At 66.9% G+C, this 23,814-nt stretch carries 38 protein-coding genes; 16 read left to right on the top strand and 22 right to left on the bottom strand.

Annotated elements, in window-relative coordinates:
- Positions 1-50: 50 nt before the first annotated feature.
- The 12 genes from AC1ROX_RS29285 to AC1ROX_RS29230 all read right to left on the bottom strand — a co-directional run bounded on the left by AC1ROX_RS29285 (position 51) and on the right by AC1ROX_RS29230 (position 10,321).
- Positions 51-482, bottom strand: a complete 432-nt coding sequence (locus AC1ROX_RS29285; RefSeq protein ID WP_493132029.1) for a hypothetical protein — start codon at positions 480-482, stop codon at positions 51-53.
- A gap of 94 nt (positions 483-576) precedes the next feature.
- Positions 577-1,956, bottom strand: a complete 1,380-nt coding sequence (locus AC1ROX_RS29280) for a phage major capsid protein (RefSeq protein ID WP_493132027.1) — start codon at positions 1,954-1,956, stop codon at positions 577-579.
- A gap of 10 nt (positions 1,957-1,966) precedes the next feature.
- Positions 1,967-2,692, bottom strand: coding sequence for an HK97 family phage prohead protease (locus AC1ROX_RS29275; RefSeq protein ID WP_493132025.1), 726 nt, complete (start codon positions 2,690-2,692; stop codon positions 1,967-1,969).
- 10 nt (positions 2,693-2,702) lie between these two features.
- Complete coding sequence (locus AC1ROX_RS29270) at positions 2,703-3,962, bottom strand: phage portal protein (RefSeq protein ID WP_493132023.1); 1,260 nt, start codon at positions 3,960-3,962, stop codon at positions 2,703-2,705.
- A 10-nt stretch (positions 3,963-3,972) separates the two neighbouring features.
- Positions 3,973-5,670, bottom strand: coding sequence for a terminase large subunit domain-containing protein (locus AC1ROX_RS29265; RefSeq protein WP_493132021.1), 1,698 nt, complete (start codon positions 5,668-5,670; stop codon positions 3,973-3,975).
- Positions 5,670-6,335, bottom strand: coding sequence for a helix-turn-helix domain-containing protein (locus AC1ROX_RS29260; RefSeq protein ID WP_493132019.1), 666 nt, complete (start codon positions 6,333-6,335; stop codon positions 5,670-5,672). The genes AC1ROX_RS29265 and AC1ROX_RS29260 overlap by 1 nt, the downstream gene beginning before the upstream one ends.
- Before the next feature lie 210 nt (positions 6,336-6,545).
- On the bottom strand, positions 6,546-6,863 hold the full coding sequence (locus AC1ROX_RS29255) for an HNH endonuclease (RefSeq protein ID WP_493132017.1): 318 nt from the start codon (positions 6,861-6,863) through the stop codon (positions 6,546-6,548).
- A gap of 108 nt (positions 6,864-6,971) precedes the next feature.
- Positions 6,972-7,541 (bottom strand): hypothetical protein, encoded by a 570-nt coding sequence (locus tag AC1ROX_RS29250; protein ID WP_493132015.1) that lies wholly within the window; start codon positions 7,539-7,541, stop codon positions 6,972-6,974.
- A gap of 53 nt (positions 7,542-7,594) precedes the next feature.
- Complete coding sequence (locus AC1ROX_RS29245) at positions 7,595-8,290, bottom strand: hypothetical protein (protein ID WP_493132013.1); 696 nt, start codon at positions 8,288-8,290, stop codon at positions 7,595-7,597.
- Entirely contained in the window at positions 8,287-8,568 is a 282-nt protein-coding gene (locus tag AC1ROX_RS29240; protein WP_493132011.1) for a hypothetical protein, read from the bottom strand. The genes AC1ROX_RS29245 and AC1ROX_RS29240 overlap by 4 nt, the downstream gene beginning before the upstream one ends.
- Positions 8,565-9,197 (bottom strand): MT-A70 family methyltransferase, encoded by a 633-nt coding sequence (locus AC1ROX_RS29235; RefSeq protein ID WP_493132009.1) that lies wholly within the window; start codon positions 9,195-9,197, stop codon positions 8,565-8,567. Before AC1ROX_RS29235 ends, AC1ROX_RS29240 begins: the two co-directional genes overlap by 4 nt.
- Positions 9,194-10,321 (bottom strand): DNA-methyltransferase, encoded by a 1,128-nt coding sequence (locus tag AC1ROX_RS29230; RefSeq protein ID WP_493132007.1) that lies wholly within the window; start codon positions 10,319-10,321, stop codon positions 9,194-9,196. The genes AC1ROX_RS29235 and AC1ROX_RS29230 overlap by 4 nt, the downstream gene beginning before the upstream one ends.
- Before the next feature lie 413 nt (positions 10,322-10,734).
- Here AC1ROX_RS29230 and AC1ROX_RS29225 point away from each other — a divergent pair, with 413 nt between their 5' ends.
- A complete protein-coding gene (locus AC1ROX_RS29225) occupies positions 10,735-11,301 on the top strand; it encodes a type II toxin-antitoxin system HicB family antitoxin (RefSeq protein ID WP_493132005.1) in 567 nt (188 codons plus the stop codon).
- 8 nt (positions 11,302-11,309) lie between these two features.
- On the opposite strand, the gene AC1ROX_RS29220 is transcribed toward AC1ROX_RS29225, so the two are convergent.
- The 10 genes from AC1ROX_RS29220 to AC1ROX_RS29175 form a co-directional block, all read right to left on the bottom strand.
- The gene (locus AC1ROX_RS29220; RefSeq protein WP_493132003.1) at positions 11,310-11,936 is read right to left on the bottom strand and encodes a hypothetical protein; all 627 of its coding nucleotides are present in this window, start codon (positions 11,934-11,936) and stop codon (positions 11,310-11,312) included.
- A 91-nt stretch (positions 11,937-12,027) separates the two neighbouring features.
- Entirely contained in the window at positions 12,028-12,315 is a 288-nt protein-coding gene (locus tag AC1ROX_RS29215) for a hypothetical protein (RefSeq protein WP_493132001.1), read from the bottom strand.
- On the bottom strand, positions 12,312-12,512 hold the full coding sequence (locus tag AC1ROX_RS29210; RefSeq protein WP_493131999.1) for a hypothetical protein: 201 nt from the start codon (positions 12,510-12,512) through the stop codon (positions 12,312-12,314). Before AC1ROX_RS29210 ends, AC1ROX_RS29215 begins: the two co-directional genes overlap by 4 nt.
- Positions 12,509-12,862, bottom strand: a complete 354-nt coding sequence (locus AC1ROX_RS29205) for a hypothetical protein (protein ID WP_493131997.1) — start codon at positions 12,860-12,862, stop codon at positions 12,509-12,511. The genes AC1ROX_RS29210 and AC1ROX_RS29205 overlap by 4 nt, the downstream gene beginning before the upstream one ends.
- Positions 12,859-13,254: a hypothetical protein gene (locus tag AC1ROX_RS29200; RefSeq protein WP_493131995.1), complete on the bottom strand. Its 396-nt coding sequence runs from the start codon at positions 13,252-13,254 to the stop codon at positions 12,859-12,861. Before AC1ROX_RS29200 ends, AC1ROX_RS29205 begins: the two co-directional genes overlap by 4 nt.
- Positions 13,251-13,889, bottom strand: coding sequence for a hypothetical protein (locus AC1ROX_RS29195; protein WP_493131994.1), 639 nt, complete (start codon positions 13,887-13,889; stop codon positions 13,251-13,253). The genes AC1ROX_RS29200 and AC1ROX_RS29195 overlap by 4 nt, the downstream gene beginning before the upstream one ends.
- A gap of 35 nt (positions 13,890-13,924) precedes the next feature.
- Entirely contained in the window at positions 13,925-14,587 is a 663-nt protein-coding gene (locus AC1ROX_RS29190; RefSeq protein WP_493131992.1) for a DUF7768 domain-containing protein, read from the bottom strand.
- A gap of 332 nt (positions 14,588-14,919) precedes the next feature.
- On the bottom strand, positions 14,920-15,396 hold the full coding sequence (locus AC1ROX_RS29185; RefSeq protein WP_493131990.1) for a phage regulatory CII family protein: 477 nt from the start codon (positions 15,394-15,396) through the stop codon (positions 14,920-14,922).
- Between the two features lie 217 nt (positions 15,397-15,613).
- Complete coding sequence (locus AC1ROX_RS29180) at positions 15,614-15,898, bottom strand: hypothetical protein (protein ID WP_493131988.1); 285 nt, start codon at positions 15,896-15,898, stop codon at positions 15,614-15,616.
- Entirely contained in the window at positions 15,895-16,128 is a 234-nt protein-coding gene (locus tag AC1ROX_RS29175; protein WP_493131986.1) for a carph-isopro domain-containing protein, read from the bottom strand. Before AC1ROX_RS29175 ends, AC1ROX_RS29180 begins: the two co-directional genes overlap by 4 nt.
- Positions 16,129-16,202: 74 nt before the next feature.
- Between AC1ROX_RS29175 and AC1ROX_RS29170 the strand changes: the two genes are divergently transcribed.
- The 15 genes from AC1ROX_RS29170 (at position 16,203) to AC1ROX_RS29100 (ending at position 23,770) form a co-directional block, all read left to right on the top strand.
- A complete protein-coding gene (locus AC1ROX_RS29170) occupies positions 16,203-16,922 on the top strand; it encodes a LexA family transcriptional regulator (protein ID WP_493132031.1) in 720 nt (239 codons plus the stop codon).
- Positions 16,923-16,933: 11 nt separating this feature from the next.
- Entirely contained in the window at positions 16,934-17,374 is a 441-nt protein-coding gene (locus AC1ROX_RS29165) for a hypothetical protein (protein WP_493131984.1), read from the top strand.
- Positions 17,374-17,817: a thermonuclease family protein gene (locus tag AC1ROX_RS29160; RefSeq protein WP_493131982.1), complete on the top strand. Its 444-nt coding sequence runs from the start codon at positions 17,374-17,376 to the stop codon at positions 17,815-17,817. The genes AC1ROX_RS29165 and AC1ROX_RS29160 overlap by 1 nt, the downstream gene beginning before the upstream one ends.
- Before the next feature lie 221 nt (positions 17,818-18,038).
- On the top strand, positions 18,039-18,440 hold the full coding sequence (locus AC1ROX_RS29155; RefSeq protein ID WP_493131980.1) for a hypothetical protein: 402 nt from the start codon (positions 18,039-18,041) through the stop codon (positions 18,438-18,440).
- A complete protein-coding gene (locus AC1ROX_RS29150) occupies positions 18,440-18,748 on the top strand; it encodes a hypothetical protein (protein ID WP_493131978.1) in 309 nt (102 codons plus the stop codon). The genes AC1ROX_RS29155 and AC1ROX_RS29150 overlap by 1 nt, the downstream gene beginning before the upstream one ends.
- Positions 18,745-19,152, top strand: a complete 408-nt coding sequence (locus AC1ROX_RS29145; RefSeq protein WP_493131977.1) for a hypothetical protein — start codon at positions 18,745-18,747, stop codon at positions 19,150-19,152. The genes AC1ROX_RS29150 and AC1ROX_RS29145 overlap by 4 nt, the downstream gene beginning before the upstream one ends.
- 50 nt (positions 19,153-19,202) lie before the next feature.
- Complete coding sequence (locus tag AC1ROX_RS29140) at positions 19,203-19,418, top strand: hypothetical protein (protein WP_493131975.1); 216 nt, start codon at positions 19,203-19,205, stop codon at positions 19,416-19,418.
- The gene (locus AC1ROX_RS29135; protein WP_493131973.1) at positions 19,415-19,666 is read left to right on the top strand and encodes a hypothetical protein; all 252 of its coding nucleotides are present in this window, start codon (positions 19,415-19,417) and stop codon (positions 19,664-19,666) included. The genes AC1ROX_RS29140 and AC1ROX_RS29135 overlap by 4 nt, the downstream gene beginning before the upstream one ends.
- A gap of 86 nt (positions 19,667-19,752) precedes the next feature.
- Positions 19,753-20,145, top strand: coding sequence for a YfdP family phage-associated protein (locus AC1ROX_RS29130; RefSeq protein ID WP_493131971.1), 393 nt, complete (start codon positions 19,753-19,755; stop codon positions 20,143-20,145).
- Between the two features lie 46 nt (positions 20,146-20,191).
- The gene (locus AC1ROX_RS29125; protein ID WP_493131969.1) at positions 20,192-21,106 is read left to right on the top strand and encodes a DUF2303 family protein; all 915 of its coding nucleotides are present in this window, start codon (positions 20,192-20,194) and stop codon (positions 21,104-21,106) included.
- A gap of 5 nt (positions 21,107-21,111) precedes the next feature.
- Positions 21,112-21,468: a hypothetical protein gene (locus AC1ROX_RS29120; protein WP_493131967.1), complete on the top strand. Its 357-nt coding sequence runs from the start codon at positions 21,112-21,114 to the stop codon at positions 21,466-21,468.
- Complete coding sequence (locus AC1ROX_RS29115; RefSeq protein WP_493131965.1) at positions 21,469-21,870, top strand: hypothetical protein; 402 nt, start codon at positions 21,469-21,471, stop codon at positions 21,868-21,870.
- Positions 21,871-21,989: 119 nt separating this feature from the next.
- Positions 21,990-22,487 (top strand): DUF5131 family protein, encoded by a 498-nt coding sequence (locus AC1ROX_RS29110; RefSeq protein ID WP_493131963.1) that lies wholly within the window; start codon positions 21,990-21,992, stop codon positions 22,485-22,487.
- A 1-nt stretch (position 22,488) separates the two neighbouring features.
- Complete coding sequence (locus AC1ROX_RS29105) at positions 22,489-23,088, top strand: DUF5131 family protein (protein WP_493131961.1); 600 nt, start codon at positions 22,489-22,491, stop codon at positions 23,086-23,088.
- Positions 23,081-23,770, top strand: a complete 690-nt coding sequence (locus AC1ROX_RS29100) for a hypothetical protein (RefSeq protein ID WP_493131959.1) — start codon at positions 23,081-23,083, stop codon at positions 23,768-23,770. Before AC1ROX_RS29105 ends, AC1ROX_RS29100 begins: the two co-directional genes overlap by 8 nt.
- The last annotated feature ends 44 nt before the right edge of the window (positions 23,771-23,814 follow it).

Raw genomic sequence — 23,814 nt, 5'->3', positions numbered from 1 at the left:
CCCCCCCCCCCCCCCCCCCCCCCCCCCCGCCGGGCATCGGATCAGGTCGCTTACTGCGGCGGGTTCGGGGCCGGTGCCTGCGCTGCCCGTCCCAAAATGGCGACGCCGGCCATGAACCAGTCGCCGGCGTTGTTGCCGGTCGGCGTGACGGTCACCTGAATATAGCGTTTCGTGCCCTTGTAGCCGATTTTACGGGTTTCCTTGTCGTCGCCGAAGTTGAAACCGGCCAGCGCCTCGGTGCCGATCAGGTCGCCGTCGCCCACCGCCGTCGCGCCGGACATGCCGGGATCGTCGCTCTCGGTGACCTCGACGGCGAAGGTCGCGTCCGGGTCGGTGTTGGTGCCGTTGATGAGGATGAGCGTGCAGCCATCGTATCCGCGCAGGTCGATGATCTCCGACGCCCGGGCGGTGTTGCTGTTGGTCTGGGCCGCGATCGGCGCGAAGAGCACCACCGGATGCAGCTGGTTCATCATGTCGCGCATGGGGCGACCTCCTTGGAAGAGAAGCGGAAGGGAGAGTGCGGCGGCTATCGTGGCCCGGCCGCCGCGACGGGCTCTGCGGTTCGTTCCGCCTCGGCTAGCTGCCGAACTTCAGGAACTTGATGGCGTCGAAATCGACGACCGCGCCGCCCAGCCGCACGCGCGTGTAGAACAGCACGTAGGGCTTGGCGGTGAAGGGATCGCGCAGGGTCGTCAGGCCGAGGCGGTCGACGATCTGGTAGCCTTCCATGAAGTCGCCGAAGGCCAGCGACAGCGAGCCGGTCGTCAGCGACGGCATGTCCATGGCGATGGTGATCGGATAGCCCAGGATGCGGTCGGGCGCGCCGGCCTGCAGTCCCGGCTGCCAGAGATAGTCGCCGGTGCCGCCCTTGAACTTGCGGATCTTGGTGACGACCTCGCGGCGGGTCACGAAGCGGGCGCCCGTGAGGTAGCGCGGGTTGAAGGCGCCGATCAGGTCGAACAGCACGTCGGCCGGGTTGGACGACGGGAAGTCGCCGTTGTTGGCCGTGGGGACATGCTCGAGCTGCCCCCAGGTGCGCGAGGAGTCGGCCGTGGCCGCCGTCGTGTAGGTGGCGAAACCGCGAGGGCGGCCCATGCCGGTGCCGTTCACGAAGGAGTCGTTCTCGCCGCGGGCAATGCGGTCGGCGACCTTGCGGGCCAGCCAGGCCTCGATGTCGATCGCCGCATCCTCGAGGATCTGCTGCGACGCCTTGGGCATCACGCGGCCTTCATGGACCGGGATCAGCCATTCCCCGATCTGAGGCGTGCCCGACTCGGTCGGCGCCGTGGTCTCGCTGCCCCACTGGATGGCGCCGGCCTGGTCGCGGTCGACGATACCCTTCAGCTCGGTGCCGCTGATGCCCTGGACGTTGGCGATCTGGCGGATCGGCGAGGTCTCGAACACCCGGGTGACGATGCGGCCCGACGTGTCGGCCGGCACGAGGTATCCGCCGTCCGGCTGGACGCCGACCTGCAGGGCCTTGACCTCTTCGGCGGTGAGCGCGCGCGGGTCGGCCGTCAGCGAGCGCGCATAGGCCGACTTGTAGCCCATCATGGCTTCGAGGTTGACGGGCGTCAGCGTGCGTCCGTGCGCGGCCGCAACCGACGCGCGGTGGTCGTTGAAGCCCTTGAGCTCGATCTCGAGATCGGCGGCCTTCTTCTCGCCCGGGCCACCGGGACGGTTCATCTTCTTCTCGAACGCGTCCATGCGCTCGACGTAGGACTTGAAGTCGGCGTTCCACTTGTCCTTCTGCTCGGAGAAGGAGGTGATGGAGCCCTCGATCTTGTCGAGCCGGTCCTTGAACACGGCGTCGGTCCTCGACCCCTTCTCCTCCATCGCCGACTTGAAGTCGGCGAAGGCCTTCTGCAGGCCGTCGGTGATCTTCTTGAACTCCTCGGCCGACGGCGCCGGCGGAGCGTCCTTGTATTCCATATGGCCGATGGGGTGCGTGTGCATTTTGCCCTCTTCAGTTGCTGAGACTACGGATTCGCTCGCTCAGGCCCTCGAGGCCGGCGAGCATCTCGGGATCCGCACCGTCGCCAGCGTCGCGCTTGGCCAGGTACGACTTGAATCCCGACTGGATGACCAGCCGGGCCTCGGAGCGGGACAGACCAGCGCCACGCATGATCAGCCGCTCGAACTCTCGGATTTCCTCGGCATCGGTCTTGACGCCGGAGATCCTCGCCTTCGGGTTCGCCGGGTTGGTAACCAGCGAGACCTCGATCAGCTCGACCTTCTTCAGGGAGCGTTTGGGCTCGTGCGGTTGGGTCCGCACCGACCATTCCTTGGCGATGTACCCGATGCTGAGCCCCGTTATCGCGGGGCGCGGCGTCATCTTCAGCAGAGCATAGATATCGCGGCCGCGCGTCGTATCGGCCAGCTTGCCCTCGACGAACAGGCCCTTGTCATCCTCACGCATCGCCGTCCACACGCCAATCGGCGTCGAATCCTCCGCACCGCCCAGGAAGCCGCCGCCATGCTGCAGCAGCATCGCCGGCCACTCGCCGCCCGACTTGGCGCGCGACAGCGTCTCGCTGAAGGCTCCGGGCACGATGGTGTCGCCGTAGGAGTCGACGTTGTTGAACACGGCGCCGTAGCCCGAGAAGCTGCGCTCCGACTCGGCGCCGGCGAACTTGATCTCTGTCAGCGCGCTTTCGGCATGGCCGAGCCCACCGGCGTTCTTGAATTGCATGGTCGCCTCCTCAGGCGTCGGTCGGCGGATTCGGCTCGGGATCGTTCGGGTCGGTCTTGTCCGGATCGACCGGCGCCGTGGTGCCATCCGCCATGTTTAGAGGCGCGAGCGGCGTGCCGAGCCCGTCGATCGGGTCCATCTCCTCGAACTCGCGGGCCTCGTTGCGGGTCAGCCAGCCGTCCTTGATGCCCTTGCCGTAGTAATCGGCGCGGGTGGTGGCGGCGCCGCGCAGCAGCTCGAGGTCGATGAACTTGGTGTAGTAGCCGGTGCGCCTCTCCTCTTCGGTGAGAAGAGCCCCGTTGGCCGACATCTCGATGCGGCGATGCCAGGGGCGCGAGCCGTGCACCTGGTGCGCCAGGAACATCTGCTCGGCGCTGGCGAAGGTCGCGCTCTTGTCGTAGTGGCCGATCATGATGGGCAGGACGCCCATCGCGCGCGCGATCTCCTCGATCTGGAATCGCCGCGACTCCAGGTGCTGGGAGTCGACGCCCGTCATCGCCGTCGGCGTGTACTTGGCGGCGCGATCGAGCACCAGCGGCAGCGACGACTTCTCGATGCCGCTGATCGTGTCCTTCAGCCACTTGGTCAGCAGCTTGTGCTGGTCGTCGTCGAGCGTGCCGTCGACCGAGTAGAGGCCGCCGACCATAGCGCCGTTGGAGTGCAGCCGGGCGTGCGCCTCCTCGGTCACCATCGCCAGGCCGATCGCCTCGCGCGCCAGGTTGACGACGTCGCTGGCGAAGAAGCCGTTCCAGTTCGGATGGGCCTTCAGGTGCCAGATCTGCGCCGGCGAGAAGGTCTGCACCTCGCCGCCCGGCGGGCGGACGATGTACTTCAGCGAATAGTCGCTCGCCCGCTCTACCGTCACCCAGTTGGGCTCGAAGGCGATCAGCTCGCCGATCTGGCCCCTTACCGGCACCTTGAAGACGAAAGCGTTGCGCACCAGCGCCAGGTGCAGCGCGATCTGCTCGCGGAATTCGATGCTGTTTTGCCACTCGTTGACCTGGCCGGAGAACATCCGCGAGACGGGATGATCCGAGACCTCGACGCGCTTGCCGTCCGACTTCTGGAACAGCTTGAACGGCACGGTCGCGATCGCGTCGACAATGACGCGCGAGCAGGCCAGCACGGTGGTGACCTGCATCGCCGTGTTGAAGTTCACGGTCGCGCCGCTCTTCACCTCGCGAGAGCCGTAGAGCTGGCGCCACAGTTCCAGCGTCGCGTTCTTGGCCTGCCGGGCCCGAGCGCCTTTCAGCCAGGTCATCAGGCCCATTCGAGATTCCTTAAGCCGCGGTTTCCCAGAACGACTTGCCCTTGGCCGCGGGGTTGAGTTCCATCACCGACAGCGCGTCGAACATCGCCATCAGCGGGTCGATCTTGCCGACGCCGGAGCCCTGCTTCGTAATCAACTTCGCGCTGCCGCGCGGCTCGATCTTGGCGTTGCCGACGCAGTAGGCCATGAGTCGCGTGCCGCCATGGACCAGCGTGCCGTCGGCCAGGGCGCGCTCGGCGGTCATGATCGCGCCGGACAGGCGCCAGCCCTGGCTGATGCCGGCGATCTGCTCGCGGGTGATGCCGCCCTGCTCCAGCGCTTCCACCAGGCCGCCGAGGCCCGCGGGATCGACGCCGACGGCGTTCTTCTCCGGCAGCAACCGGCTTGCCACGACCTGACGGGCGATGTCGGTGACCTCTTCCATGTCGTCGCCCAGTTCCGCGATGATGGTCAGGTCGCCGTCGGATTCGAAGTCGAGGAACTTGCCGGCCTCGCTCTGGCGAAGCTGCAGCACCGATTGGTGGCACCATGCGTGCGACCAGAAGAGCCGCCGGCGTGTCTCCCGCTCCCGCCCCATCACGCCGAGCCCCAGGAGATCGTCGAGGCCGCCGCCGTCGCCGCCCATGGTGACGACCTCGGAGCGGCGCAGCAGCTCGGCCAGGTCGCGGATGGGCTCGAAGGTCGCAGCCTCCCAGTGGTCGGCCCCGCGCCAGCGCTCGGAGTGCAGGGCCAGGCCGATCTCGATGTTGAGATGCTGGCTGGCCCAGACGCGGATGTCCTTCTCGCCCTTGAGCTTGGCCTCCTCGTAATCCTTCACCAGGCGCGGGATGCGGATCGAGCGGTTGAGGTTCGGCGTGACCAGCGGCCAGTTGTCAGGGTTCTCCCAGAAGGTGCGGTCCTTCTGTTGCGCCTCGGTGAACTCGTAGAGCACGGGCAGCGTGTCGACGCCCTTCACCGTGCCGTCGCGGATGGCGCGGGCGATCTTGAGTTCGTCGGCGAAGACGCCGGCCGGCGGCTCGAACGACTGGGTCGTGATCATCGCGAAGAAGGCTTCCGGCACGGTCACCATGCCGCCGCGCAGCTGCTGGATGATCCAGGAGGCGCGCGGCTTGCGGCCGAGCAGGTGGATCTCGTCGATGCCCGCGCCGGCGACGACGGAGCCGGTGACAATGTCCTCGTCGAAGGTCTTGACCTTCAGCATCGCGTCGTTGGTGCGATCGGTGATGGTCTTGACGTGATTGGCGACGTGGAAGCGCTTCTGGAGATAGTTCTCCGGGTCGTTGGCGATCATGCCGCGGACCGTGTTGAAGGCCTTGTCCGATATCTCCTGGCTGGGCCCGGTGAGCAGGAATTCGGCGGCCGGGCGCTCGTTCATGATCAGGCCGGTGAGCATCAGCCCGCCGCAGTTCGTCGTCTTGGCGTTCTTCTTCGGCACCAGGCAGAAGAGGCCGCGCACGAGCCGGATGCCGGTCTCGGTGTCGAGCGAGCCGAACAGGGCCCGCATGATGTCCCGCCACCAGTCGCCCGCGACGTCGGCCATGGCCGGCGTGTTAATGACGTCGTAGAGGCGCAGCTTGTTGAAGATGCCGACGGCGCGTGCCGCCAGCTTCACATTGAGCGGCAGGTCCGGGACGAGTGAGCGTCCCTCACGCAGGCGCTGTTCCCAGTCGGGACACGACAGGTCCCAGCCAGCGGCGTCGAGTGGCATCAGTTCACCAGGTGCGACCAGCCCGTGCCGACCTCGGCAGTGCCGGCGTCGACCTTGGCCTGGGCTTTCTTGCCGAGCGACGGTTCGTCGTCGTCTGCGTCGGCTTTCGGCGGACTCGGCGGGCGCACCTTCTCGGTCAGCTCGAGCAGCTTGGTCGAGGCGCCTGTGCGACCTGCGGCCGAGCTGCGCTGCAGGTCCCGCAGCACCATGGTGCGGATTTTATCGGCGCCGTATTGGATCTCCTCGGCGAAGTGCTTCCGCAGGGTGTTGCGCGAAATGCCGAGCTGCGCGGCCATGCGGTCCTCGGTCCAGTCGTCCGACGCCCAGAGCTTGACGTCGTCGCGCTGCCGCTGGTTCGGCTCGAAGGGAGGCCGTCCAGGATCCCCTGGCACCTCGACGACAACCGCCGTCGCATGATGCGCGCCGCCCAGCTCGAGCTGCTGCTCGACCGGGGCCGGCTTCGTCTCCAACTCCGCGCCGAAGTGCTTGCGAAGCGTGTTGCGCGAGACCCCAACCGCCTTGGCGACATCGCCGATCGCCGTGCCCGCAGCCCGCAACCGGCGCACGATCGCGCGTTGATCGTCGGTAGGTTTGTACTCAGGACGCCCGCCCGACCGGGAAGGCGTTCCTTGTGCAGAAACACCGTCATCATCACGGTCAGTCATCAATAACCTCTATTGATCGTGACACCCCGCCGCCCGTTCATCGCCCCAAGAAAAAAGGTCCGGATGCCACCCCGCGCGGTAGCCGCTCCCCGGGGCGCTAGAGTTTTTGCACCCCCTCCCCTTTGCGACGCAGTCGCATGGTGCGGTGCCGTTGCACGTGGGCCAGATGCATCTCGCTCTCGCGAGAAGGCACTTCAGGACTGCGACTGACTAGCGACTCTCACCGCGCTGGCGGAGCGCGCGTTCGGCGTTGGTCTTGAGGGTGTGGCAGGGCCAGCAGCGATAGATGCCATTGGCTGGGTCCAACTGCAGGTCGGGGCGGTCGCGCCGTTCCTTGATGTGGTCGGCGACACCTTTGCAGACGAGCCGTGGACCCTTGTGCTCCGGGTCTTGGCAGCGGCTGCCCGCCTTGTCCTTGACGGCAAGCGCCCAAGCCTTGTGCTCGGGCGTGCCGTAGTAGGAGTCGGTCTGCTTCGGTGGCGGCGGGGCCAGCGAGGTGTCGAGCGTCGCGACACGAGGCTGGAGCATCGTGAGACGAGGCATTCTTGACCGGTTTGTGATGGGGTGCGTGGCTTGCGCCGACGATAGCTGATTAATGACCCGTTTTTGGAAACGGTGGAAGCGGGTTGCGCCGCTCTACCGAACATTCCTGTGGATGAGTTCCTTCGCCCGCTCGATGTCGGCCGCTTCCGGAAGCCAGCCCTGCCCGTTCCACGCTGCCACCAGGATCGTCAGCATCTGCTGCACGCGCTTGGCCGCATGGGTGTGCGAGCAGCAGAGCTGCTTGGCGATCTCCCGGTGCGGCAGCTTCACCGCGATCGCCCACACCAGGATGCGCTGCAGCCGCGACTGGCGCTTCACCAGGTCGTCGAGCACCTGGCAGGCCGCCGCATAATCGACCCGCGCCACCGGCACGCGCATCGGCTCGCCGGGCAGGTCCTTGAAGACCTCACGGACCGGCGTCGGCATGCACGAGCGCTCCTTGCCCGGCCGCGTGTCGGGATCGTGCGGGATGCGCCGGAACACCTCGGCCATCCGCTGCAGCCGCGCCCGCACCGTCAGCGGGCACCACGGGTCGCCGAGCTCGGGCGGCTTCGGCGGCTCGGGTCTCGGCCTCCGCGCGACGAACCTCGCCCGTGCGCGGGTCATGTTCGCGTCCAGCCCCTGTTCGACCACCACGTCCTGCTCGCTTCGATCCACGTCCATCGCCCTCTCCCCGCTGCGCACGCCACCGCCACCCGCACTCGCCCTGCCGAGCCTCAAGCCCACGGCCCGACCGGGTCGCCCCTCGCGCGCGCGGAGAACCGGGACTCCGCTACAACCACCTCATGATCGAAAGGACTTGGAAGAGAAGAGACTATGAAGGGACGGCCCCTGTTTCGTTTGATATCAAGGGGTTGGATCGCCACATCGGCCGAACTTCGCCCGATGTTCGGGCAAACATCGTCCGAACTTCCGTCGATGTTCGGCGAAACATCGGCCGATGTTGCCGCCTGTCCCGCGTCATCCACAGGTTGATCCACAGACTTGCCCACAACCCGCATCAGCGGCAGGCTGCTCTGCCGGCCACCACCCTGCGACCCGCCGCCCGACTCCGAGCCGGCGTCGTCATCGTCCTCGATGTCCCACGGCCCGTCCTCGCGCCCGACCTCGCGCATGGTGCGCCGCATGTAGAAGCGCCCGTCCTCGGTCACCCGCAGCCGCGCCTTGGCGACCAGCTCGTCGCGAGCCTTGCGCCAGGTCCGCACGTTCTTCATGTCCAGCAGGTCGCGGAAATACTCGTCGACGTCGTCGACCTGCTCCTCGCGCGGCGGCAGCGGCACGCCGTGCAGATGGTGGTGCATCCAGAACTTGAAGTAGGCGAAGCCCGCATCCGGGCTCAACCCCTTCATGTCGAGCAGGGCGTCGCGACACTTCACGTTGGCGTTGAAGTTCTTGCCGGACCGCTTGCTCACGCGCCGCCCCCGATTTGATAGAGCTTCATCAGCCGGCAGAGCCGCAGGAAGTAATCGGTGTGCGCGTCGTGCGACCAGATCACCATGTGCAGCGCGTGCAGCTCGGCATCGGGCTCGACGCCGAGATCCGGCCGGAAGCGGTAGATCGCCGCCATCGCGACGTGCATCTGCCAGGACGGCGCGCCCTTGAAGATGTCGGCAGTCGCGCGGGCGAGCAGCGCCTCGGCCTGCGGCACGGCGGAGGCCTGCAGCGCTTCGGGCGGCAGGGTGCGCGTCATGCGCCGTCACCGGCGCAGGCGGCCGGCAGCGCCTTCTCAGGCGCGGGAGGCCGCGCGGTTCCGGTTGCACGCGGCGCCGATACGCCGGCTTCGAATCGCCCGACCTGGTTGCCCCACGCCGACCAGCCCGGCCATTGCTGCCGCGCGAACAACTCGAGGTAAGGCCCGGCCACCAGTTGCTCGACCCGCGAATAGATGTCGTCGGGCTTGCGGCTATGCTCGCGCCGCGGCGCGCGAATCATCTGGCGAACGCCGGCCGACTGTCGCCGCGGCTTGCCGCGCGTGAACATCAGCACGACCTCGGCCTGCTTGCGCGACCAGTAGCCGAAACCCATGCGATCGCCCTTGTCCCAGATGAAGCTCAACGTCTTGAACGTGAAGCCCCAGGCACGGCCGAGATCGATGCCCTCGTCGATATGGCTGTCGACCACCCACATGAACAGCGCGCAGTGCTTTGCCGCAACATCGGCCACCGGCAGCGCCAGCAGTTCCTCGCGCGACATCGTCTTGTAGTGATCCTCGGCCGATCGGTGCGGCGTGCAGGCTTCGCCCGAGAAGGTCCGAAACGCCCAAGGCGGATCCGCGAGGATGGCGCCGAAGGGACCGGCCGGTAGAGGCGCGACGCTCATGCCGCCACCGTCGCGAACAACGGGGCGTCGCCCTTGATGCGCTTCTCGGCGATCGCCGCATATTCCGGGTTCAACTCGATCAGCACGGCGTCACGCCCCAGCCGGTCGGCGACCAGGCCGGTCGTGCCGGCGCCGCCGAACGGGTCGAGCACGAGCCCGCCCTTCGGGCAGCCCGCCAGGATGCACGGCTCGATCAGCGCCGGCGGAAAGGTCGCGAAGTGCGCTTCCTTGAACGGCTGCGTCGCCACGGTCCACACTGAGCGCTTGTTGCGCTTGCCCCCCCTCTCCACCTGATCGAGGCCGGACTGGTCGCTGCTGGCGAGACCCGCATGACGCGGCGGCACGCCCCTTACCCGCGGCGCGACATCGTTCGGCACGCCCTTGCTGGGTCGATCCGGTCCATTGGCGCCGACCAGCTTGCCCACTGCCTTCATGCGGCCGTTGGTCTTGCCCGGCACGCGATCGCTGCCGACCTGCCGGTCAAGCGTCGACTGCGACAGCCGATCTATGCTCGACGGCGCGAGACCTTCGGCGATGGCATCGGCATCGAAGTGATACCGGCCGCTCTTGCTCAACAGGAAGAGATACTCGTGCGCCTTGGTGCAGCGATCTGTCACCGACTCCGGCATCGGGTTGGGCTTCGACCAGATGATGTCCTGCCGCAGGTACCAGCCATCTTCCTGCAGCGCGAAGGCGACGCGCCAAGGGATGCCGATCAGGTCCTTGGGCTTCAGACCTGGCGTGTTCTTCAGACTCCCCGTCAGTGTGCCTTTGGGATGCGCCTTGATCTGACGGGCGGAAAGCATCGTCTCCTTGGCGCTTGCCCCTTCGAGCGTGCCTTCGGTGAAGCTGCCCCGAGACTGCGCACCCCACGAACCGGCATAGCTATCGCCCAGGTTCATCCAGAGCGTGCCGTCGGCGCGGAGCACCCGCCGCACCTCGCGGAACACCTCAACTATGACATCGACGAAGGACTGCGGCGTCGCCTCCAGCCCGATCTGGCCTTCGACGCCATAGTCGCGCAACCCGAAGTATGGAGGCGACGTCACCACGCACTGCACGCTCTCGTCGGCCAGCGTCTTCAACTGCTGGCGCACGTCGCCCTGAAGGATGGTGACGGTCATGGAGCGACTCCGAACCACGCCTTGACAATCCGACCCTGTTCGCCAAGATTTCGGCATTCAGGCCGGAAACCCTCCATCGATCGCGGGCGAGCGATACCGAGGCCGGGGACCCTGAGAGCCCAGAGCAAAACAGAGAGTAGCGACGCCTTCGTGCACGGGGGCGATCGGAAGCAGTCAACTTCTAGCGCAGTCACAGCCGGCTGTGACTGAGGAGGAGCGGACATGCTCATTCCCGTGTCGGTAACGATACGGATGGGTCGCTTCAGCGTGACGTTCACGCTGTGGCTGCCCATGTCGTGAGAGGTGCCGCCGTCCCTTCGGGGACGGCGGCGCTTTCGCGAAGGAGACGCTTTACGGCGGTATGGAATTCCTCCACACTCGGTATGGACAAAATCCACACCAGAGGAACCCTTATGAGCGAACAATGGTACACGGCCATCGTCAAAAAGAGCGGCCCTGACGCCTACACCGCGACCCTTCCGGACCTGTTTGGGGTCCACGCTTCCGGCCGCTCCGTCAACGAAGCAATGACCGCCGTAACGGAGGTCGGGAATGCCGCCGCGCGCGACTTTATCGCGGAGGGCCGCGACACCAACCGCTGGCTCCCCGCGGCCCGGGGTCTGACTGAGATCCCGAGCGTGAAGGGCGAGAACGAAGTGGCTCGCGGCATTGTGCCGATCGTCGCCCCCAGTGAGACGGTCAAGATATCCATTTCGATCGACAAAGGGCTGCTCCAGAGCACCGATCGTGCTGCCGCACGGGAGGGCCTCTCCCGCTCCAGCTATATTGCAGCCGCAATCGGCGACCGCATGCGGGGGGCGTTGCGCCGTCCAATCCCTGTGAACGATGCCGGTCGCAGGATTCTCATGGCTGTAGGCGACGCCTACGAAGATGGTGCCTTGTTGGTCGATAGCACGACGAACAGGGCGATAACCGCGTATGTGGTGAAGCCTCCCAGCACGACAAAGCGGAGCAAATAACAGCCCCCTCACGCTGCCGCCCTCCCCATCGCCGCCGGCCCCCACTGATCGGCCATCGCCGCCGCAATGCCCGGGAAGAACCGGCTTCGTTCGGCCTGGCGATCCGGACCCGGCGGCATCCGCCACACCCGCGCGGCCACGTTCTCCGGCTTCTCGCGATGCGTCGGCACCAGCGCAGGCAGGCCTTTCAGCCAGAAGCAGGTACGCTTGCTCTCGGCATCGCCGAACTGCCACGGCTGGACCGACTGGGTATGCGGCACGAAGTTGCGGATCAGCGCCTTGGCATGGCGATGCATCACCGGATTCTCGATGCCGATGCAGGCGATGTCGGCGTTCCAGCATGCGGAGAACAGCGACGCGCCCTCGCGCAGCTCGGCGTGCATGGCATCGAGCGTTCTGCCCGGCGGCGGCACATGCAGCCAGCGCACACCGCTGTTGCAGAGCCGCGTGCAGGGCGGATGGGCAATGAAAAGGAAGTCCCATCCATCCTTCAGAAGATCGCGCACGTCGCAGACGATGTGCCGGTTGCTGCGATCCTCGGCGGGCTTAAGGTCGCACGAATAGACTTCGTACCCGCGATCCAGAAAGGCGCGCCGTACGATGCCCGAGACCTCACAACCGATAAGGCCACGCATCACCGCACCACCTCGAGCAGCCACGCCGCCGCGATCGTGGCGCAGCCCAGCAGGATGGTGGCGGTCGCCCACCAGTGGCCGTCGCGGGCGGTCAATGGAGATGCTCCCGCGGTGAGTCGTCGGGCTTGGACTCCTCGCGCAGCAGGTCGATCGCCTGCCGCAGGGTGGCCTTGCGCATCGCCCGCGTCGGGGCCCGCGCGATGATGTCGGCGGCGCAAGAGAGGAGCGCACCGAGATACGACTCGACATCGACCTCGCCGCCCAGCTCCTCGACGATGCCGCGCGTCAGCCAACCCTGTACCCGGCAATGCATGCAGTTCTCGGCATCGCCTTGGAATATCTTCGCGACGACAACGACTGACTTGGAGGACTCGCTCATGGCAGCACCGCCACAGTCTCGACACTCTGCGGCGACGGCGGCCGATGCGGGATGCATTTGAGCCGCGCCCCGCGGTGATGGACCTTCACGCTCTTGGCGATGTGGTCGCACTCGGTGGCGGTGTCGTAGCGGCCGATCTCGTGGGCCGCGGCTGGCTCGACCACGAACAGCGTGAGGACGAAGACGAGACTGTTCACTCGGCACCGCCCTTCACCTTGCGCGCCGCGGCGTATCCTCGAATGAGGTTCCACGCGAAGCGCGAGACCTGGACGGCGCCTTTGACGCCGAGGCGGGCGGCAATGCCGTTGGCGAGGGTGCACACATGGTTGTGACGCCCCTCCTGCCCGCGCGTGTTCTCGTGCGCGGCGCGCAGGGCCCGGCACAGCTCGCCGGCCTCGACGCTGCCGACCACCGTCTCGCCCTTCATCAGCACGATGCCGCGCAGATGGGCCGCCGAGGCGATGTCCTGCACCTGCTGGTCGAAGCCCTTGGGCCTGCCGACGCCGGGCCGGAAGACGGGCTGGCCGTCGAAGCGGGCGGCACTCACTTCGGCTTCTCCACGCCCGCGACGATCAGCCAGACGAGCCGCTCGCACTCCTCCCCCGTCAGTCCGGGCGGCAGCTTCAGGGCCGCGATGAGCTGCGGCAGACGCGCCCGCACTGTGGCGCGATGCAGCATATGAAGGCAGTCGAAGTGCGTCTGGACATGCTGCGGCCAGCGCTTGGCACGGCGGGCCACCTCCTTCGCCGAGGGGCGCAGGTTGCCTTCCTCGATCAAGGCCAGCGTGGCGTCGATCAGGGCGGTGCGCGTCTTCGCCCCCTTGGCCGTCGCCGCCGCCTCGATCGAATGCCGCAACCCGAAGGTGCGCGTCGGGCTGGCTGTTTCCCGTGAAACGCCAGCGCTGGTGCCGGCGCTGGGCTGGGCGGCACCGAGCATCACTTCACCCCCAGCCGCCGGATCGTCTGATCGATCCGGCCCTTGAGGTCGGCGATGCCGCCTTTGTGGTCGGCCAGCGCCGCCTCGAGCGTCTTCGCCGCCTCCTCGAGATCGGCCAACGTGACCTTCAGCGCTTCCAGCTCCGGCACCTCGCGCAGCGGCCCGAAGGCGATCTCGCGGAACTCGCTGACCAGCCTTTCCGGGAGGTCCTTCTCATCGGCCACCCGTGCATCCGAATACGCGTCGAGATAAAAGCCCTTGTCGGCATCGAAGATCCCCGACAGGAAGTCGCGCAGCATCTCGCGTTCCTTCACGCTGAGCTGCGTCTTGCTGGGCGGCGCCGCCAGGCTGAGCACCGGTCGCGGTTCTGTCGGCTTGGTCATCGGCACCACCACATCTCCCTTGTTCGGCTTTTCGCCGCGCCGCTGCTCGGCCGCCTGCGTCTGGCAATCCGCACAGAGGCAGCGACGCGCGTTCCACGAATCGAAGAGCCAGCCCGCTTCAATGAAGCGCTTCTGGACCCACTCCGGATTGTTGCTGGTCTTGTTCAGTCGGACGGCATGCTCGACATTGCAGCGCGCGCAATTGGCCACGGCGAACGGGCGGAACTCACCGCCCGCGACTTCACGGCTCTTCACCGCGTAGGACATTCCTCGGCGACTGGCGGCGATGCTCACGAGATCCTCGCCAATCGCTCCGCAACCAACGGGTCCGCCGCTCCGATCTCGCGGAACTCGACCGGCAGGCCGGCCGCCGTAGCCGCCGCGATGCCCTGATTCATGCCCGCCGAGATGCCGCGGTCGACATAGACGACGCTTGCCTCGGCGACGTAGCGCCAGGCCAGACCGGCCTCGATGCCGAGCCGACGCTCCGCCGGGTCGCCATCGTTCAGCACCCCGTGCTGTGTGTAGAGCAGATGCGACGCGATCGGCGCCTCGCCGCGCGTGAGCGAATCGCGCAGGCAACGGCGGGCATAGAGGGTGTTCGCCGCCACCTCGCCGGCATACGGACTTTCGAGAATGACGAGGCGTGGCCGGGTCTTCGCGAAGGCTGCCACCCGATCGAGCCGGTCGATGTCGGCGACGATCAATGCCCCGGCCCGCACGAGATCGGCGCGCCGGTCCTTGGGTTTCCACCATTCGAGCGCCCACGGCCAGGGCGATGGCGCGCCTGGATAGCTGGCCCGCCGCTCGTCGGACAGGCCGGCGAATCCGGCATAGGCCGCCGCGGCCCGCGCGAGCTGGCCGTTGGTGTAGCCATCGTCGCGCGTCGCGCTGAAACCTTCGTCGGCAACCTGCCGGCGCCGCTCGACGCCGACGTCATCCAGTCCAGACATGAAGAGCCCCCGCTCTTGTGGTTCGTGTCTTCCCGGCAACCGTGCGGGCTACCGGGCCTTCGCTGCCGCGCCTTCACAGGCGCGTTTGCTGCAGGCCCTGCCGCCCGCTGTCGCCGTCCGCAGCGACGAGACCACGACCCCGACCGGCACATCGCTTGCGCGACGGCGAGCACGCCGAGGGCTTGCGCCCCCGGTATCCCGGCCAGGGTCATGTCTCGTCATGGTGGGGCTCACACCTGCAAGCGGGGCTTCGAAACGCCGGACGGCTTGCAGACCGTGTCCGGCTACCCATGGCTCGTGCGGCTCGCGCCCCTCTGTGCATCTCGTGATCGTCATGCGCCGCGCCCTCGCGACGGCGTTTCCATCGCCTTGCGCACGACCCGGCGCAGGCGCGCGAGCTGGCGCTGCAGCGCGTGCGTCGCCTGTTCGATCTTGCCGAGCTCGTGGCGGTCGACGATGCCGTCGATCATCGACCGGTCGACCCGCTCCATCAGGTCGGCCGCCGCCTTGGTGGCGCGCATCGCCTCGCGCAGGGGATCGGGCGCCTCCTCGACCGGGGCCGGCGGCGACGGCAGCATCCGCGTGAACAGCTCGCCGAACAGCGGCGCGTGGCCGGACTGGATCAGCAGCGCCTCGAGGGCGATCGCCTGGTGCAGGCCGATGCGGTTGGCCTGGTTGTCGGGATCCGACCACTTCACCACCATCGACGAGCTGACACCCAGCGCCTTCGAGATGCCGTCGGAGGTCAGCAGGCCGATCGCCAGCGACACCGCATCCTCGAGCGAGCCCAGCGCGCGCGGCTTCATCATGACGACACCCCGCCTGCTGTCCGCCACCGCGCCGCACGTCGGACAAGACCGGCAACGGGCGACCGCGTAGCGTCCCGACCCATGGACTTGTTGAGCTTGTTGTCGCGTTGCGTTGCGTGCACGCCGGACCCGGAGGGCACCGCCCTCTGGGTGCTGCTCGCGCCGGAGCCTTCCCAACTCCGGCGCGGGCGACCGGCTTCGATGAGGACGGCGGCATTCATCGCGCCAACCCGTTCTCGGCCTTCAACTGGCCGCGCTCGATCTGCCGTCGACGGCGACGAGCCTCCCGCGCGCTGCCGTGCGGGAGAAGGTTCACCCGCGCCCGTTCGCGACGCCGCTCTTCCTCGCGCCAACGCTCGGCCTCGCGGCGCCGGGCGTCGAGCTTCTCCTGCGAACCGGGCGGCAATGCATCGGCGATGCGACGAGACGGCACGATGACCGTGCCGGCACCCGCGCCGACCACGGCAACCGCGGCAGCCAGAAGGTACGCGCTCCTGTTCATGCCGCGCTCGCTTTCATCGGTCGAGATCGCGCCGCCATCTCCGCCAACGCTTCGAGGGTCACACCCTCGATCGAATGCTTCCGACCAGCCTCAACAATGGCCGCCCAGCTCCACGATGGAATGCTTTCGCGCGCGGCCCATTGCCGGATCGTGTTCGCCGGCACGTCGATTTCGGGCGACATCTTCGCCGCGCCACCGAAACGGTCGATGAGTTCGGAACAGCTCTGCATAGGTGCCGACGTTACTTTTTGTCATAGGTATCGTCAACACCTTTTGTCACACACAATCCGTTACACTTTGTGACATGCACGGACCAGCAGATCGCCTTCGCGCCCTCCAGGAAGCCGCAGGCTATGAGTCTCTTTCGGAGTTCGCGCGCCACGCCGGCGTCTCCGAGACATCGATGCGCCAGCACGTCGCGCGCGATTCCATCCCCAAGGCCGCGGGGCTTCTCTACTGGAAGGCCGGAAAGAAAACGGGCGCTTCGCTCGAATGGCTCCTAGACGGGAGCGGGACGCCGCCGAAGGGTGTGGAGCCTGAGGACCGACCGCTCAAGTCCAGGCAGCTAAGTTTTGATGACACCAGTTCAGTAACGGTGCCGGAGCTCGAAGTGCATGCTCTCGCCGGCCAAGGTGCCGACGGCCAATTCCTGATCACACAGGAAGGCGCGTCGCACGCCATGACGGGCCAGTACAGTTTCCCTGCCTCAGGCTTCCGTCAGGCCTTCGGCGCCAATGCCGGAGAGGTGATCATCGCCGAGGTCCGCGGTGATTCCATGTTCCCCACGCTGTATCCCGGCCAGAAGGTCATGGTGCACATCCAGGACCGAACACCCACGCCCCCTGGCATCTTCTATGTCTGGGACGGCATGGGCCTTGTCATCAAGCGCATCGAACTGATACCCGGCAGCAATCCACCGACACTGCGCATCAAAAGCGACAACCCGAAATACGACACCTATGAGCGCACGGTCGACGAGGCGCACATCAACGGCCGCGTCATCCTTGGCTTCACGCGGTTTTAGGAGAAAAAGCCGTGATCGAGTTGCTGTTTCTTTGGATCCCACTGTCCGCGCTTGTCGGTTGGGTTGCCAGTCAGAGAGGCCGCAGCGGCATCGGCTTCTTCTTTGTTTCCCTTCTACTAAGCCCCCTCATCGGCCTGCTGCTGGCTGTTGCCTTACCCGCAACGTCAAGCACCCCTGCACGATCTGGTGGTGACTTCATCCTCTGCCATTCGTGCAACCGACCTCGAAGAGTCGATTCAATCACTTGCCCGCACTGCAGCGCAGGCAAACCTGACCCGCATACAGGACAAAAGAAATGCGCGGCATGCGCTGAATGGATATTGAGCGAGGCTAGGAAGTGCAAGCACTGTGGCGAGATCCAGCCGATCGAGAGTTATTCGGTCGCAAGCGCCCCCATGCACTGGAACAAAATCGACGAAACCGAGAGAGCGCTGGATCAGCGACGCTCTTGATGATGAGGGGCGCTGCCCTCCTCCTCTTTTTCTTCGTGATCCAATCGGCGTCAGCCCAGACCATCGTCTCTGATGGCGACACCCTGAAGGTGAACGGCACAACTTACCGCCTGTGGGGCATCGACGCGCCCGAAGGCAAGCAAACCTGCGGCGAGTTTTCTGCAGGAAAGGCAGCGACGCGCACCCTGCAGACGCTCGTCGACAGCGGCACCGTATCTTGCTTGGCGAAGACGACCGACCGCTACGGCCGCATCGTTGCAATTTGCTCGGTGGACGGCCGCGATCTTGGCAAAGCGATGGTGCGGCTCGGCATGGCGCATTCCTTTACTCGATACAGCCGCGACTACGTAGACGATGAAGCACTCGCTAAGCTTCAGGACTTGGGAGTCCATCGCTACAAGTGCCTCCCAGCATGGGAATGGCGCGCAGCACAGCGTCGTTAACGAACCCACTTCTTGAAAATTGGGACAGGCACGGACCGGCGCGCGATCCCATGCGTGACATTTTGTATTGACCGTGTCGTGACGTTTCGTCATAGTCGCGTCGTCCGCTCGTAGTGAGGGGACGCCGGGAGATCGGGCCTTGGCCGGATACCGCCTCCCGGTTCTAGGCGCCGCCCGTCGCATGATCCCCCGTGCGACGGGCGGCAAACCTCGGAGCCGCCATGCTCGACGAACTCATCGGCAACGACAGCAACGTCACCCCCGACACCCCGTCCCGCCCCTCGGAGCGGGACGACGTCTTCGCCGCTCGCATTCGCAGCCACGCCGAACGGCTGCGCGACCGGCCGGCCAAGTTGCAGGCCTTCATCGCCGGCCTCGGCCACCAGGCCGTGCTGGTCACGCCCGGCATCGCCAGCGCGCTGCAGCCCTTCATGACCCTGCCGAAGCCCGAGCCGCGCACCCGCACCCGCGCGCGGATGGCCAAGCTGATCAGCGAGACCTACGCCGCCGCCGGCCAGGTCACCCGCGACGATCTCATCGGCGGCGGCTTCTCCGAGGCCGAGATCGCCGACCTGTTCCGCGAAGCGCTGCGCGTCTCCGCCGTCGCGAAGATGGTGGCCTGATGAGCGCACAGCACAGCGAGCGCGCGGGCGCCCAAAGGTTGAGCAGCGTGCCCGTCGCCGCCGACGCCGAGCCGCGCCGCATCGCCCTGCACGCCACGATGGGCCAGTTCTTCCTGCGCTTCGATCCCACGCACGAGCTGCCGCACGTCGTCGAGACCGAGCGCGGCAAGGTCGTCGCCCGCTTCGAGAAGGACGCCGACCTGGCGTTCTTCGTCGGCCGGCCGAGCGCGCCGACGCCGGGATCGAAGCCCACGCCGCCGACCCTGCCGGAGGCGTATTTCGTGCAGCTCACCGGGGGTCAGCTGTGAGCGCGCTCTACACCGCCTTGCTGGAAGGCGAGACGAAGGAATCGCTGGCCGAGATGGTCTGCGAGCTGCGCGACCAGACGCAGCGCCTGGTCGAAGCCGGCCAGCTGAAGCGCCTCGCGCGGCCGCTCAGCGAATGGTCCGAAGAGGACGGGCCCGTCCTGTGGTGGAAGTTCCCGATCGACGAGCCGCCCTATGTCGGGTCGCCGCTCCACCTCGGTCACACCGTGGAGATCACCGCCGCCACGTTCGGCGCCGACAACGTGATGCAGATCATGGTCGGCGGTTGGCCGGGCTATCACACGCACTGGACGCGGATCGAGATGCCGGATGCGCCGAAGGGTGTGGCTTCACCACCGCCTGAAAGCGGCGCCGCCCCTGCCGACCCGTCGGACGGTTCGACATGAGAGCCCTCCTCCTCCCTCTCCGCAGCGGCCCGCACGCCAGGGAACTGGCCGTGACCCTCGTCAACCGCACCACCCGGGACAAGATCACGGTCCAGCGGCCGGACGGCACCTATCGCGCAGCGCACCGGTTCCTGCTGCGCACCGAGGACGGGCGTCGCGAGTTCGACACCGAGGAATTCAACCGGCTGCCGTGGCGCGGCAGCGGCCCCGACCCGCTCGCCCAGGCCAGCGGCCAGATGTTCCCCGACCGAAAGGTGAGCGCATGAGCTTCTATCCCCGTGTCCTCGACCTGCAGCAGGCGACCGAGGAGGTCTGGCACCTGCGCCACCTGTTCGAAGGCCAGGCGCTCGATCCCGTGGCCGGCGCCGTGCGGCTCAACACGATCTGGGACGGCACCCGCAATCCGCGCCTGCGCCGCCTCATCCTCACCGTCATGCAGGCGATGTTCCCGCACGCGGTGCTCGACAGGCTGCGCGCCGAGATTGCGCCTTCACAGGCGCAGGCGGACGCATAGGCCCACCCGCCCGCTCACGCATCGCGTGCGCCCACCACCGCTTCACCCCAGGAGTCCCCGTGTCCCTCATCCATCAGGAGCAACCCTTGTCCGACACCAGCATCGCCGCGCGCGAGCGGCCGACCTTCCTGCAGTTCATCGGCCGCCACAACAACGGCGAGACCTCCGAGTCCCTGCGCGACGCGCTGCAGGACATCGTCGCCGCCATGGAGCAGCTCGAGCAGGATCACAGCATCCGCACCTCGAAGGGCCAGCTCAAGATCACCATCGACCTCAAGCGCGCGAAGGGCGTCTACGAGGTCACGATCAACCACGAGATCAAGAAGCCGAAGGCGCCGGCCGGCACCGACATCATGTGGGCCACCGCCGGCAACGGCCTGGTGCAGGAGAATCCGCGCCAGCAGAAGTTCCCCTTCACCGAAGTGGTGAAGCCGATCCGCGGCCAGGTCGTCGATACCGGCCAGCCGATCGTCGACTAGTCGTCACCGCGTACCCCCTCCCTCTCTCCCAACGAAAGACCGTCTCATGGATCTCTCCGCCTTCGTCGACAAACTCCAGGACACCGCCACGCCCCGCGCCGTCATCGACGGCAAGATCGTTGCCGTCCCGAAGGGCCTGTCCCTGCAGAACCTGAAGTCGATGCTCGACACCTATCGCCAGCGTCCCGAGCTGCGCGCCGGCACCACCCAGCTCACCGACCTCGCCTCCTTCATCGCATGGACCAACCGCCACAAGGACGAGCATTCCGTCGTGTTCGCCCAGGACGACATGACCGCGCCGAAGCTGGTGGCCGTCATCGACCACGACGAGGCCGGTGCGGAGGCGCCGGATAAGAAGGCGCGCTTCGGCCGTCACCGCAGTGAATACGCCTTCCCGCTGTCGCGCGAATGGAAGGCCTGGCTCGAGGCCGGCACCGAGCCGATGGGTGCGGCCGAGTTCGCCGCCTTCTTCGAGGAGCGCATCGCCGACGTGATGCCGCCGCCCTACTCGATCGACGGCGACGGGACGGAGCGGTTCAACAGCGAGGATCCCGAGATCCGCAAGCTGGTGATGATGCTCGGCAAGCGGTTGGCCACCCCGCAGGAGATCGTGAAACTGACGCGGGGCATCGAGATCCACGTCGATGCCCGCGCCGCCGTGAAGGTCGACCGCGACACCGGCGAGCACCTGGTCGAGTTCGCCGAGACCAACGGCGAGGGAGTCGACCGGGTCAAGCCGCACAATGCCTTCCTGATCGCCATCCCGGTGATCGCCCACAGCGAGCCCATCCTGATCGCCGTGCACCTGCGCTATCGCGCCTCGGGCGGCAAGATCCTCTGGATGGTGCAGATGCACCAGCCGGAGCGCGTGTTCGAGCATGTGTTCGAGCAGGCGCTGAAGGAGGTCGGCGAGAAGACCGATTTGACGCCCCTGCGCGGCGTCGCGCCGGCGGCGCGGTAACGACCATGTCGGACAACGGCTCCCGCACCGCGCGATCGATGATCGACGAGCGCGTTCACACCAGCGTGCTCCTCGAAAAACGCCACTGGCAGACGATCGCCGAGGCGCGGGAGCCGTTGCCAATGCTGCTGTTCTGCCCCGCCTGCGGGCGGCAGCACGTCGACAGGCCGGAACCGGAGAACGACTGGACCAACCCGCCGCACCGCAGCCATCGCTGCGGCGGCTGCGGCTGCATCTGGCGCCCGGCCGACGTGGCGACCACGGGCATCGAGCGGATCGCCACGCGCGGCCAGGCGGATACGTGGTCGGTCGGGGACGGGGCCGTCGCGGCGGCGGATCAGGGACTTCAGGAGGGACGATAGATGGACTTCAACAATAACCCGTCAGAACTCGAAGTGTTCACGCGCAACGGCATCAAGGCGGCCACCGCATGGTGTCACGGCGCGCAGGTCGAAGCTGGATGGTGGACCGATCTCACCACGGGCGAGCGCAAGGATCGTAATGTCGGCGAGCTGCTCTGCCTGATCCACAGCGAGATCTCCGAGGGCCTTGAAGCCCATCGGAAGAACCTCAACGACGACAAGTTGCCTCACCGCAAGGGCCTCGAGGTGGAACTGGCCGATGCGATGATTCGCATCTTCGATCTCGCCGGCGCACTCAACCTCGACCTGGCCGGCGCTCTCGTCGAGAAGATGGCGTTCAACGCGACGCGGGCCGATCACAAGATCGAGGCCCGTAAGGCCGCGGGCGGCAAGGCGTTCTGACGTGCGCACCGCACCACCGCCATCCGTTCTGCACCGTGTGGGCTCCCGGGCCTTCGCTCCCGCGCCTTCACAGGCGCGTCTGCTGCAGGCCCTGCCGCCCACCATGGTCGAGTGCTCACATGGCTGAGCACTCGACCATAGAATGGACGGACGCCACCTGGAATCCGGTCACGGGATGCAGCGTCGTGTCGCCGGGGTGCAAGAACTGCTACGCGATGAAGCTCGCCGGCACGCGGCTGCGGCACCTGCCCAGCCGGGAGGGCCTGACCAAGCCCGGCAAGGCCGGCCCCGTGTGGAACGGCAAGACCCGCCTCAACGCGGAGTGGCTGAGCCAGCCGCTGCAGTGGAAGCGGCCGCGCCGGATCTTCGTCTGCGCTCATGGCGACCTGTTCCACGAGGGCGTGCCCGACGCGTGGATCGACAAGGTCTTCGCCGTCATGGCGCTGGCGCCGCAGCACACGTTCCAGGTGCTGACGAAGCGGGCAGCGCGGATGCGGGCGTATTTCAGCGCCCGACATCCAGATCACCACCTCGAGGCCTTGGCCGCCGCACATGAGCCTGGCTTCTGCCAATCACGACGGAAGAGCATCGCGCGCTGTATCGCGCCAAGCTGGTGAAGTGGCCCTCCCGAATGTCTGGCTCGGCGTCTCGGCCGAGGACCAGATCCGCGCCGACGAGCGCATCCCGGACCTGCTGGCGACGCCGGCGGCGAAGCGCTTCGTCTCGATCGAGCCGATGCTGGGCGATATCAAGCTGTTCTACATCAAGGAAGATTTCGGACCGGTGCACGACGCTCTCGCTGGCGAGACCTGGTACCAGGGCGCCGGGTCGATCAACTCTCAAACCGTCACCGGCAAACCGAAACTCGACTGGGTCATCGCCGGCGGCGAGAGCGGCCGCTCTGCCCGCCCGTCCCATCCCGACTGGTTCCGCGCGCTGCGCGACCAGTGCCAGACGGCCGGCGTGCCGTTCTTCTTCAAGCAGTGGGGCGAGTGGGGCCCGGTCGATTCGACGCGAAAGGCGGAATGCCACGCGATCGGTAACGACGGCACGCACCACCTCATGTCCGACCTCGCCTGGCCCGACGGCGCCCGGCGCGGCGATGCGATCCGGGCGGACTTCGACAAGAAGCACCCCTGCACGACCTACCGTGTCGGCAAGAAGGCCGCAGGCGCGGAGCTCGACGGCCGAGAGTGGCGGGAGTTCCCGAATGGCTGACCTCCCCATCCTCTTCAGCGCGTCCATGATCAAAGCCCTGATCCGCGAAGTCGAGCGGCCCGGCACCGGGAAACGGCAGACGCGGCGCATCCTGAAGCTCGGCACGATGCTCGATCCCATGCCGGACGTGTGGGAGGCGAAGGAGATCGATGGCGTCTGGCACTTCGTGTCGGACAATCCGGAATGCGGCGGCCGTCAGAAGGCGCCGGTGCGCTTCCGCAAGGGCGATCGGCTCTACGTCCGCGAGACATTCAGCGGCCCTGCCGACCAGGCCACCATGTCGCCGGGCGAGTGGAGCGCCGGCGAGCCGATCTGGTACTGGGCCGACGGCAATCCTAGCGACGGTGACTGGACGAAGCCGAAGCCCGGCATCCACATGCCGCGCTGGGCGTCGAGACTGACGCTCACCGTGACGGACGTGCGGGTCGAGCGGCTTCAGGCCTGTAGCTCGACGGATGCCATCGCCGAGGGCATCGACCGCGTCGACAACGCTTTCGGCAATGGCCCGGCATATCGGGACTATTCGCTGGGTGACGTTTGGGATCCCGCTGAGTGGTTCCGCAGCGCCATCGGCAGCTACGCCTCTCTCTGGGACGTCATCAACGGCCCCGGCGCGTGGGAGCGCAATCCCTGGATCGTCGCCCTCACCTTCACTGTCGAGCGCGGGAACATCGACGCATGAGTGACCGCGTTTCACCACCGCCATCCGTTCTGCACCGTGGATGG

This window comes from Reyranella sp. GW821-FHT14A01, from assembly GCF_058803965.1.
The sequence above is the reverse complement of the archived record's forward strand: the minus strand, read 5'-3'. Positions and strand labels throughout refer to the sequence as shown.